11 protein-coding genes are annotated in these 11,550 nt (G+C 44.9%); 1 reads left to right on the forward strand and 10 read right to left on the reverse strand.

Annotation, left to right across the window (positions count from 1 at the left end):
* Nucleotides 1-1,021 (forward strand): LacI family DNA-binding transcriptional regulator (locus E1163_RS07775; protein ID WP_155170870.1); only part of this gene is annotated, 1,021 nt, incomplete at its 5' end.
* A gap of 5 nt (nt 1,022-1,026) precedes the next feature.
* On the opposite strand, the gene E1163_RS07780 is transcribed toward E1163_RS07775, so the two are convergent.
* The 10 genes from E1163_RS07780 to kduI form a co-directional block, all read right to left on the reverse strand.
* On the reverse strand, nt 1,027-2,643 hold the full coding sequence (locus E1163_RS07780; RefSeq protein WP_155170871.1) for a UxaA family hydrolase: 1,617 nt from the start codon (nt 2,641-2,643) through the stop codon (nt 1,027-1,029).
* The gene (locus E1163_RS07785) at nt 2,624-4,105 is read right to left on the reverse strand and encodes a tagaturonate reductase (protein WP_155170872.1); all 1,482 of its coding nucleotides are present in this window, start codon (nt 4,103-4,105) and stop codon (nt 2,624-2,626) included. The genes E1163_RS07780 and E1163_RS07785 overlap by 20 nt, the downstream gene beginning before the upstream one ends.
* A gap of 18 nt (nt 4,106-4,123) precedes the next feature.
* Nucleotides 4,124-5,419, reverse strand: a complete 1,296-nt coding sequence (locus E1163_RS07790; protein ID WP_155170873.1) for a TRAP transporter large permease — start codon at nt 5,417-5,419, stop codon at nt 4,124-4,126.
* A 6-nt stretch (nt 5,420-5,425) separates the two neighbouring features.
* Nucleotides 5,426-5,884, reverse strand: coding sequence for a TRAP transporter small permease (locus E1163_RS07795; protein WP_155170874.1), 459 nt, complete (start codon nt 5,882-5,884; stop codon nt 5,426-5,428).
* A 3-nt stretch (nt 5,885-5,887) separates the two neighbouring features.
* Nucleotides 5,888-6,865, reverse strand: coding sequence for a TRAP transporter substrate-binding protein (locus E1163_RS07800; RefSeq protein WP_155170875.1), 978 nt, complete (start codon nt 6,863-6,865; stop codon nt 5,888-5,890).
* 1 nt (nt 6,866) lies between these two features.
* Nucleotides 6,867-7,538 (reverse strand): bifunctional 4-hydroxy-2-oxoglutarate aldolase/2-dehydro-3-deoxy-phosphogluconate aldolase, encoded by a 672-nt coding sequence (locus tag E1163_RS07805; RefSeq protein ID WP_155170876.1) that lies wholly within the window; start codon nt 7,536-7,538, stop codon nt 6,867-6,869.
* A 7-nt stretch (nt 7,539-7,545) separates the two neighbouring features.
* Complete coding sequence (locus E1163_RS07810; RefSeq protein WP_155170877.1) at nt 7,546-8,556, reverse strand: sugar kinase; 1,011 nt, start codon at nt 8,554-8,556, stop codon at nt 7,546-7,548.
* Between the two features lie 34 nt (nt 8,557-8,590).
* A complete protein-coding gene (gene uxaC / locus E1163_RS07815; RefSeq protein WP_155170878.1) occupies nt 8,591-10,024 on the reverse strand; it encodes a glucuronate isomerase in 1,434 nt (477 codons plus the stop codon).
* Nucleotides 10,014-10,802 carry a gluconate 5-dehydrogenase gene (locus E1163_RS07820; RefSeq protein WP_155170879.1) on the reverse strand — a complete coding sequence of 263 codons (789 nt, stop codon included), beginning with the start codon at nt 10,800-10,802 and terminating at the stop codon, nt 10,014-10,016. Before E1163_RS07820 ends, uxaC begins: the two co-directional genes overlap by 11 nt.
* A 2-nt stretch (nt 10,803-10,804) precedes the next feature.
* The coding region (gene kduI / locus E1163_RS07825; RefSeq protein ID WP_155170880.1) for a 5-dehydro-4-deoxy-D-glucuronate isomerase at nt 10,805-11,550 on the reverse strand (746 nt) is incomplete at its 5' end.

Genomic DNA, 11,550 nt, shown 5'->3' on the forward strand with positions numbered 1-11,550 from the left:
TTATGATATAGCCAAGAAGCTGAACATTACTGCAGCGACAGTTTCAAGGGCTTTGAATAACAACCCACGTATTAGTGATGCCACTCGCAAACTGGTTATGGAAACTGCCGCCAGCATGGGCTATACTCAAAACAAACTGGCCCTGGCCCTAAAAAGCGGAAAGAGCAACCTTGTAGGTGTCATTGTTCCTTACATAGATACAAGCTTCTTTGCCTCTATTATAAGGGGTATCGAGGAAGCTTTGTATCCGGAAGGTTATAATGTGATCATCTGCCAAACACATGAAACCCAGGAAAGGGAAATAGCAACTGTCAATACGCTTCTAAATGCGCAGGTTGACGGTATTTTGATGTCAGTTTCAAAATCTTCTAAAGAAACGACCCATTTTGACCACATACTGAATAAAAAGATACCTCTGGTATTTTTTGACAGGAGGAAAAATGTAAAGGGTGTAAGCAGTGTTACAATAGATGACTTTGACGGTGGATATATAGCCACTAAACACCTCATAGAGCAGGGCTGCAAAAAGATAGCCCACTTATCAGGTGACTGGTCGCTGGAAATATACAAGAAACGTTTTGAAGGTTACAAGCAAGCCCTGCTGGATAACGGGCTGGAATTTGATGAAAAATACCTGCTTCACGTAAAAAGCGATACCGCTGCGGGAAAAAGTGCTGTAGACAATCTGATGAAACTGGATGAAAAACCGGATGCCATATTTTCTTCGAGTGATTTTGTAGCCTTAGGAGCCATCCAGAGACTTCAGGAGCTTGGTATACACCTGCCTGATGAATTTTGTGTTGTAGGTTTCAGTAATGAACCTTTTACCCAGCTTATGGAGCTTTCTATCTCTTCGGTAGACCAGGCCCCACTTGATATGGGTAAAATGGCTGCCAAGGTTTTTCTGGATCAGGTTACGGGCGTTGGAAAGGTTAAAATCGAACAAAAAGTCGAATTAACCCCTCACCTGATCGTCCGCAAGTCATCATCCAAATCAACTGTAAAAGAACCCGTCAAATAATTTGTTTATAGCGAAACACCCCTTTTCCAGGGGATGAAATCATTTTGATCCAACTCCATGGCTTTGGTCTGTATGCGCCCGCTGGCTACATCTATGATCAGGCCCATAAGTTGCTCTGCCATTTCCTCGATTGTCTTTTCACCTCTGATGATAGCTCCGGTATCGATATCTATGATATCCGGCATCCTTTCTGCCAGTTCGCGGTTGGATGACACTTTAATAACCGGCACAACGGGATTTCCCGTAGGTGTACCTAAACCGGTGGTAAATAAAATAATATTTACACCCGATCCCGCCATGGCCGTAGTACTTTCTACATCATTACCAGGCGTACACAGGAGGGTAAGCCCCGGTTTGGAAATATACTCACCATAATCCAGCACATCCACAATAGGAGAAGTCCCTCCTTTCTTGGCAGCACCTGCCGACTTCATAGCATCCGTGATCAGGCCATCTTTGATGTTCCCGGGTGAAGGGTTCATGTCAAAGCCCGACCCTGCATTGATTGCCGATTTTTCGAAAGCCTGCATCAGCGAAAGGAATTTCCCCGCTTGTTCGTCATCTACGCACCTGTTGGTCAGCTCCTGCTCCACACCACAGAGCTCAGGAAACTCCGACAGTACTGCTTTACCGCCGAGGGCTACCAGAATATCTGATGTATGACCCAAGGTAGGATTTGCCGAGATACCGGAAAAGCCATCCGAGCCTCCGCATTCCAGACCTATGGAAAGTTTGGACAGCGGTGCCGGTTTACGCTCAATTTCATTGGCGGCTGCTATTGCCTCATATGATTCCCTGATCACAGTACTTAGCATGTCATCCACCGTACCCATTTTTTGCTGCTCATAAATGAGCAATGGCTTTTGAAAATCAGGATTAATGGAAGCCAGGGCATCTTTAAAGATCTGAATCTGCAGGTTCTGACATCCCAGGCTGAGCACAGTCGCGCCAACCACGTTGGGATTGTTCAGGTAGCCGGCCAATAGCCTGGCCAGGGATTCAGAATCCTGCCTGATGCCTCCGCAACCTCCCTGATGGGAGATGAACCGTACATCTACATTCTCGAATACCCTTCCCTGTTTGGGCTCTTTTACCAATACGTCCTGCTCACCATTGGTATGGATCAGTGAACGGAGCAACAGTCTGTATTTATCCTCTTTTTTATTTAAAAGCTCTTTTTCAAATACTTCTTTTAGGAGCTCAATATTTCTATTTTCACAAAATACGAGTGGAAAAAACAGCCATACATTCTGCGTGCCTACCTGGCCGTCTGCACGGTGGTATCCCATAAATGTTTTGTCTTTCCAGTGGTCAACCTTCGGTGGCGTCCATTCGAAGCTGCCCGTTTTTTGTGTCACTTTTGCAGTATCATGCTTTACATTAGCCGTGGTCAGCACCTGTCCTTTGCCTATGGCTTCTCCTGACTTGCCCACCAGCACACCGTACATGATAATACTGTCGCCTTCCTGAAAAGCTGACAATGCCACTTTATGCTTTGCCTGAGTAGTACTTTGTATCGTCAGTTCCTCACCATCCAGGGTAACCGTTTCGCCTTGCTGAAGGTCTACTAAAGCTACCGCTACATTATCCGATGGATGAACCTTAATTAATTTTTTCTGCATGGTCAGTTTGAGCTTTATTTACTCTGTTTTTGTAATTGGAGAATCCTTCTTCAATACCATTTGACATGATCTCCTCCAGCGCCATTGTCAGCATGTACTCCAGGCCTTCTACTTTAGACAAGTCCTGGCCCCATAGTGCTTCATTTTTAAGACTCTTATGTACGACCTCCTCAATATTACCGGCGAGCCACACTTTTGTAAAGAAGTCGAGTATATCCCGGTCATCCTGTACGGGAAGCTTCTTATCCATCCAGATGCCTTGGTAGAAGCGCAGCAGGCACGCAAAAGAAAAGGTAAGGTTGACGGGCAATGCATTGTTGAGCTTCTTATATTCTAAAAGACTCGGCAGTACCCTTACTTTGAATTTGGAAATGGAATTAAGGGCTATGCTCGATAACTGATGTTTGATAAAAGGATTGCGGAAACGGTCAAAAACCTCCTCAGCAAACTTTCTAAGTTCTGCTTTGTCCATCTCCAAAGTCTGCAATATTTCATTAAAAACCGCTTCCCTGATAAACTCTCCTGTAAACTGGTCTTCCACAGTTTCCTTAACGAGCGTATTGCCATATAAAATGGAGAATGGCACTACCGCGGTATGTGCGCCATTAAGAATACGGACCTTTCTGGTACGGTAAGGCTGCATATTGTCTACGATCTTCACATCCAGGCTTGTGCGCTCAAAGGGCAGCTTTTTTCTGAGTATATCATCACCTTCAATTACCCAAAGAAAGAACGTCTCTGCTGTTACGATCAACTGGTCTGCATAATCCAACTGTTGGTTATAATCCTCGATTTCATCTTTAGGATAACCGGGTACAATTCTGTCAACCAGTGTATTGTGGAAACTGTTATGCTGATTGATCCATCTCTTAAAATCTTCACCCAGATTCCAGTCTGACACGTATTGCAATATAATGTCCTTCAAAACATCTGCATTGTAATTAATCAGTTCACAAGGAATAATGCAAAGTCCTTTATCTGCTGCTCCCTGGAAATGCCTGAAGCGCTCATAAAGAAATACCGTTAGCTTTCCGGGGAAAGAGGCTGGAGGACACATATCCGGTTCGTCTGATGCCAGATAAGCAATACCGGCTTCTGTAGTATTGGACACCACAAATTCCAGTGATTCTTCCCGGGCCAGTTCAAGGTATTGATCAAAGGAAGCATAAGGATCAATGGCTTTAACAACGTTTCTGATCAACTCGTGTTTCTGGATTTCCACTCCTTTTTGAAACCCTTTTAAGAAGAGAGTATAAAGACCATCCTGATCGCTAAGAAGCTTAACAAGGCCCTTGTCCAGAGGCTGCACTACAGCCACTCCGGCGTTAAAATTCGCCTCATCATTTAACTTTTGAAAGGCGTAATCCACAAATGCCCTCAGGAAATTGCCTTCTCCGAACTGGAGCACTTTAACCGGTAATTTATCCTCAATTCCCAGTTCCTTTCTGCTTAATTTCTTCATGTCGTATAAATTGAAATGTTATAAATCAAATAATCCGGGCAGCCAAAGGCTCAGTTGCGGAAAGTATGTGATCAGCAACAATGCCAGTATCATGGCCAGGAACAATGGCATTAGTGGTTTAATGACCTTTTCAATAGTTGTTTTAGCTATCCCAACTCCCACAAAAAGTACAGACCCTACCGGTGGCGTACAAAGTCCGATACACAGGTTGAGGATCATGATAATGCCAAAATGCACCGGGTCAATCCCAAGCTTGGTAACTACCGGTAAAAATATCGGGGTGAAAATCAGCACGGCAGGTGTCATGTCCATGAAAACCCCAACAAAAAGTAGTAAGAGGTTGATGATGAGCAATATGATAATTTTATTATCGCTGATACTCAGAAGTCCTGAGCTGATATCCTGCGGAATATTTTCGTATGACATCACCCACGACATACACATAGATGCGCCAATCAATAGCATAACCACCGCAGTAGTAGAAGCCGACTTAAGCAAAATCTCAGGCAAGCCGGCCAGGGTAAGCTCCTTATAAAATGCGCCTAAAAGCAGGGTGTAAAGTACGGCAATTGCCGATGCCTCCGTAGCTGTAAAGATACCGGCTACAATACCACCTATTACAATGATCAATAAAAGCAGACTGGGCAGTGCATCAACAAATGTGCTGAATACTTCTCTAAGGGAACTGCGCTTGCCTACATTGTAATTCTTCTTCCTTGCCCAGACCAATGCCACTATCATCAGGAACAGCCCTGTAAGTATACCTGGAATGTAGCCTGCCAAAAACAATGCTGCTATAGAAGCACCCCCACTGGCGAGTGAATAAACAATGAGGATATTACTGGGCGGTATGATCAGCCCTGTAGTAGCTGAGGTAATATTTACCGCAGCCCCAAATTCCTTTGAATAGCCTTCTTTTTCCATTTCCGGTCCCAAGATACTTCCCATTGCAGATGCAGAGGCCATTGCAGAACCGGCTATGGCGCCCATGAGCATCGCAGATATAACGTTGATCAGTGCCAGTCCGCCCGGCAGACTGCCAACAAGTGTTTTGGCAAAGGCAATCAGGCGGTGTGCTATACCTCCTTTGTTCATTAGTTCACCGGAGAGGATAAAGAACGGTATGGCCAGTAGTGCAAAGCTGTCCAAGCCCGTACCTATACGCTGGGACACTGTGGTAAAGGCAGGCAATGCAGGAATACTGACCAACATGGTAAGCAGTGCCGAAATGGCTATACTCCAGGCTACCGGAGCGCCCATGGCCAACAAGGCCAGAAAACTACTAACAAGTACTAGTACGGGTAAATATTCCATGGACAATTAATTGTTTATCATATCGTATATTTTGTAATAGATGATCAGTACGCCGCTGACAGGAATCACGGCATAGACCACCGCCAATGGTAACTGCATGGCCGGGGAGTATTGCTCCAGTACATAGGTAATATAAACCAGTCTCCCTCCTCCGATTACTAAAGCAGTTAAACTGAAAAGGCTGATCAACAAGTCAATAAATAGTCTCAACCGTTTCTGTGGTACCGGACTCAGCTTCCGAAGAAATACATCTATGGCTACATGCCCCTTCTTACCAGAAACATAAGCAGCACCGAGGATCCCTACCCAAATCATCAAATATCTGGCGAGTTCGTCGGTAAAAGAACTCGGTGAACCCATCAGGTAGCGGCTAAAGACCTGCCATAGGACATTGATCACCATCAAAGCCATGATGCATATTAAAATGTTGGCTAGTATTTTATCTATTTTGGCCCTTAATCCCATAGTTTATCGTGTTTCCTGGATTTCCTGAATGATTTTGTAGAGCTCAGGGTAATTCTTGTATGCTTCATAAATACCCTCTACTTTTTTTGAGAAAGGCTCTTTGTCTGGCCTGATGATCTCCACACCGGCCTTTTGTACCATTTCCAGCGCTTCGGCCTCAGATACTGCCCATAATTTTCTTTGGTATTTTACGGAGTTATCAACCGCCTGCTTTAGCCATGCCTGCTCCTGAGGAGTGAGTCTCTCCCATAGATGTGTGCCTATCACCAGCACATCCGGTAGCAGTGTATGTTCATCAAGAGAGTAATATTTACAAACTTCATAGTGACGTGACAGGTAGAAACTCGGTGGATTGTTTTCCGCACCATCAACTACCCCTTGTTGCAGCGAAGTATAAAGCTCTCCCCAGGATATCGGTGTTGGCGAGCCTCCCAGGCTTCTGACCATATCCATGGCTGTAACACTTTCCATTACCCTTATTTTTAGTCCTTCAAGGTCACCCGGCTTGTTAACAGGGCGCTCTTTGGTATAAAAACTTCTGCAACCTGCATCATAATAACCCAACCCTTTCAGCCAATATTGCTCTCCTTCATTGAGCAACTCCTGTCCTATGGGGCCGTCAAGTACTTTGAAAGCATGCTCCCTGTCACGAAACAAAAAAGGCAGACCCAGCACCCTCATACCCGGAGCAAAGTTTTCTAACGTACCTACCGATACTTTAGTCATGCCCAGACTGCCAATTTGCAGTAATTCCAGGCATTCACGTTCGCTGCCTAATTGCTGGTTGGGATATATTTCAATTTTCATCTTGCCTCCGGAAAGCTGCTCCAGATCTTCTCCCATTTTAACCATGGCTTTGTGCACGGAGTGGCTTACATCCAGAGTATGCGCAAGTTTGATAGTCCTGGCCTTCTTTTGCTGATTACAACCGGTTGCACAGATCAAAGTAATAAGGGTCAGTATAGTAAATATGCGTCCCATATCAGTTGTCTTTGATCCTTTGAATGGTATCTAAGGTTTCCCTTACTTTACGCTCCAACGCTCCATAGTCTCCATTGCTGACAATATTTTTTGTAACAAGTTGCGATCCCATTCCAACGCAGCTTACCCCGGCATCAAACCAGTATTTAAGGTTTTCTTCGGTGGGTGTAACACCTCCTGTAGGCATAATATTCGTCCATGGGCACGGCCCCTTAATCCCTTTCACGAACTCAGCTCCATAAACATCCCCGGGAAAAAGTTTAACAACTTCGCAGCCCAACTCTTCCGCCCTGGCAATTTCTGTCAGCGAACCACATCCTGGTGACCAGAATACTTTTCTTCTGTTGCACACAATGGCTATATCTTCCCTAAGTACAGGGGTAACAATAAAATTGGCCCCCATCTGCATGTACAGTGATGCGGCAGCAGCATCCGTTACAGAACCTACTCCAAGGATAAGTTCAGGGCACTCTTTTACACAAAACTTCGCCAGATCAGCAAAGATCTCATGCGCAAAGTCTCCCCTGCTGGTAAATTCGAACAGCCGCGCACCTCCAAGGTAGCACGCCTTGACTACTTGTTTCACCACATCTGCATCCTCATGAAAAAACAACGGCACCAGACCGGTTTCTTCCATTTTTGAGAACACTTGTATCCTTGAAAATCTACTCATATTGTTTTCATCTTTTTACGTGACCTGAATTGTTACCTTCCATCAGGCCAAAAACTTCTTCCTTTGAAACGAGGTTAGTGTCTCCGTATATGGTATGTTTTAAGCAGGAAGCTGCAACTGCAAAATCAAGGGCTTTCTGATCATCAAAATGGCAAAGACCGTATATGAGAGCTCCCATGAAGCTGTCACCGGCTCCTATTCTGTCTACAATATAGGTAATGTCATAGGGTTTTGAGATATAGAGCTGCTTGCCGCTATATAGCACGGCCGACCACGTGTTATGCAGTGCATTAATGTTGCCACGGTTAGTCACAGCTACTTTTTTTACTTTGGGAAACCGCTTGATCAATTCCTGACAAAGGGAGATCTGCCTTGCCTGCTCAGTGCTTCCGGAGGGTTCAATGTCAAAATACTGCTTTGAGGCATAATCACCTGCCAGCACAACATCACACATCGAAACCATCTTTTCCATCACTTCACTGGGTGACTTGCCGTATTTCCACAGGTTGGCCCTGTAGTTGAAATCTGTTGAAATGGTCAGCCCCATTTCATTGGCCTTTTCAATGGCTTCCATGCAAAGGTCAGCAGCACTCTGGGAAACACCGGCGGTTATCCCAGACCAATGAAACCAACCTGCATCCTTAAAAATTTCTCCCCAGTCTACCATGCCCTTTTCGAAGCTACAAAATGAAGAGTAAGCCCGGTCGTAAACCACCTTACTGCTCCTAAGTGACGCTCCCTTTTCCAGGAAATAAATTCCCAGCCGGTCTCCTCCCCTGGCGATATATTCAGTGGAAATGTTGTGCCGGTGTATTTGTGCCAGGGCACAATCGCCGATATCGTTTTCGGGCAGTCGCGTTACAAAAGCTGACTCCATACCAAAATTGGTCAGGGTGGAAATCACGTTCAACTCACTCCCCCCATAATCTGCATTAAAATCATGAACCTGAGAAAACCTTAAATATTCTTTTGTGGACAATCTCAGCAACACCTCTCCAAGAGCAACTACTTTTTTCAACGATCCGCCGGTTTATGTATTTACAATTATTTTATTACTGGAATTCAAAATACTCTTTTGCATTATAATAAGAGATATCCTGAACTATTTTTCCTATCCATTCTATGTCCTCAGGCAGTTCTCCTCTGCTGATCTCATCACCCAGCAGGTTGCACAACACCCTTCGGAAGTACTCATGTCTTGGGAATGACAAAAAGCTTCTTGAATCGGTAAGCATGCCGATAAAGCAGCTCAGCAAGCCCATGTTGGATAGTGCGTTCAGTTGTTTGGTGATACCGTCTTTTTGATCCAGGAACCACCAGCCCGACCCAAACTGGATCTTGCCTTTTATTTTCCCATCATTAAAATTCCCGATCATACTGGCCATCACCTCGTTGTCCGCCGGATTGAGGTTATAAATGATCGTTTTGGCCAGTTTATCTTTTATATCCAGAGCATCAAGAAATCTGGAAAGTGTATATGCCTGTGGAAAATCTCCAATGGAGTCCCAACCTGTATCAGGGCCCAAAACCCTATTCATCCTGCTGTTGTTGTTTCTTAGCGCTCCCAGGTGAAATTGCTGCACCCAGCCCAGGTCGTGATAGCTTTCAGCCAGGAATAAAAGAATGGCTGTATGAAATTTTGATGCCTCGGCTTCTGACAATAACTTGCCTGATCTACGTTTTTGAAACAGGGTATCAACCTCCTCATCGGTAAAAGCCTCAAAGCTCAGGTGATTCAGTCCATGGTCAGATAACCTGCAGCCGTTATCATGGAAGTACTGCATGCGCTTTTTCAGTGCATCACAAACATCTTTGTAAGAAATAATAGAAATACCTGATACCTCTTCCAGTTTATCTATATAGTCATTATAAGTCTCATTGTTGATCAAAACGGCTTTATCTGGCCTGAACGCAGTACTCATTTTAATGGCCTGGCCACTTTGCTTCATTTGTTGGTGGTATTCCAAAGTATCCGTAGGGTCTTCGGTAGTGCAGACCAGCTCCACATTCATTTTGCTCAGCAGGTTTTGGCAGCTATACTGAGGTGTATTCAACAGCCCTGATACAGCATCAAATATTTCATCTGCCGTATCTTCATTCAGCAGGTTATACTGGTCAAAATACCTGGCAAGCTCCAGGTGGGTCCAGTGGTAAAGCGGGTTACGCAATGTGTAGGGAACTACTTTTGCCCATTTCCTGAATTTCTCGGCATCGGTCGCATCACCCGTGATGTATTTCTCATCAATACCCAGGGTACGCATAGCCCTCCATTTGTAATGATCACCGTAGATCCACGCTTCGGTGATGTTACCGAATACCTTGTCATTGGCTATATCAGCCGGTGGCAGGTGGCAATGGTAATCGATGATGGGCATTTTACTGGCATAATCGTGATACAGCTCTTCAGCATAGCGATTTTCCAGAAGGAAACCGGAATGAATAAGTGCTTTTCTGCCATTAACTGTCTGTATTGTATTATTTTTCATTTGCCGGTTTACCTATAGTTGCTAATATTCCTCCATCTACATAAATGATCTGGCCATTGACGAAGTTACTCGCCTCTGAAGCCAGAAATATGGCTGTACCTGCAAGGTCAGAAGGGTCTCCCCATCGCCCGGCCGGTGTTCTGTTGATAATAAAGTCGTTGAAAGGATGACCGTCCACACGGATCGGTTCGGTTTGTGAGGTTGCAAAATAACCGGGGCCTATTCCATTCACTTGTATGTTGTATTTGGCCCATTCGGTAGCCAGGTTCCTGGTCAGCATTTTTAAGCCTCCCTTCGCTGCTGCATAGGCAGACACACTGTTTCTACCGAGTTCGCTCATCATGGAGCATATATTGATGATCTTGCCTCCGCCACGGGCAATCATCCTGCTGCCCACCAGTTGAGACATAATAAATGCCCCGACAAGGTCAACGTCAATCACCCTTCTGAAATCAGCTATGGCCATATCAACCGCCAGTTCACGCTTGATAATGCCTGCGTTATTGACGAGAATGTCGATTGGCCCTACTTCCTTTTCTATATCTTCTACCTGATCGGAGGCCAGCTTTTCATCGGTAATGTCAAACAGGTACCCGGTGGCTTTGTACCCTTTGCTTCTGTAGTGATTCAGTGCATTTCCCAGCTTTTCAGGTGTAGTACTGCTGATCACAAGTTCTGCTCCGGCTGATGCCAGGCCTTCTGCCATCGCCATCCCCAGACCGTGGGTACCTCCTGTCACCAGGGCTATTTTATTAGTAAGATCAAATAAGTTCGTCATTTTTATCTGAGTTCATGAGGTTCGCAAGTATCCATATCTCCATAGTCCAGGTTTTCACCTGCCATTCCCCATATAAAGGAGTAATTTGAGGTTCCCACGCCAGAGTGTATTGACCACTCAGGAGAGAGTACCGCCTGATTGTTATGAATAAAAATATGTCTGGTATTTTGAGGCTCCCCCATAAAGTGTGAAATGGTTTGCCCTTCTGCAAGATCAAAATAGAAGTATGCTTCCATTCTTCTGGTGTGTGTATGTGCCGGCATGGTGTTCCATACATTACCAGGCAAAAGCTCAGTAAGCCCCATCTGCAACTGGCAGGTCTCCACCACACTGTTAACTATAAGTTTGTTTATTATCCGCTTGTTGGAGTTGAGATCGTCTCCCAGATGCACGACTTCTGCATCTTCCTTTCCTATTTTTTTGGTTGGGTATTCTTTGTGGGCAGGGGCAGAATTCAGGTAAAACAAGGGTTGCCCATCTCCTGCTTTTGAAAATGCAACTTCTTTACTCCCTCTACCTACGTACAATGCCTCTTTTTTCTCCAGCACGTACTCTACACCATCAACGTACACAACTCCTTTATCGCCTACATTAATGATCCCCAGCTCCCTTCTTTCCAGGAAGTAATCAGATTTCAAATGAGAAATGGTTTCAAGTTTCACCTTTTCCCCGGCAGGCATGGCTCCTCCTACAATATACCTGTCATACATTGAATAGGTGAGATTTATTTGCCCCGTGGCAAATAAAT

Source organism: Fulvivirga kasyanovii (assembly GCF_009711405.1).
Taxonomy (GTDB): domain Bacteria; phylum Bacteroidota; class Bacteroidia; order Cytophagales; family Cyclobacteriaceae; genus Fulvivirga; species Fulvivirga kasyanovii.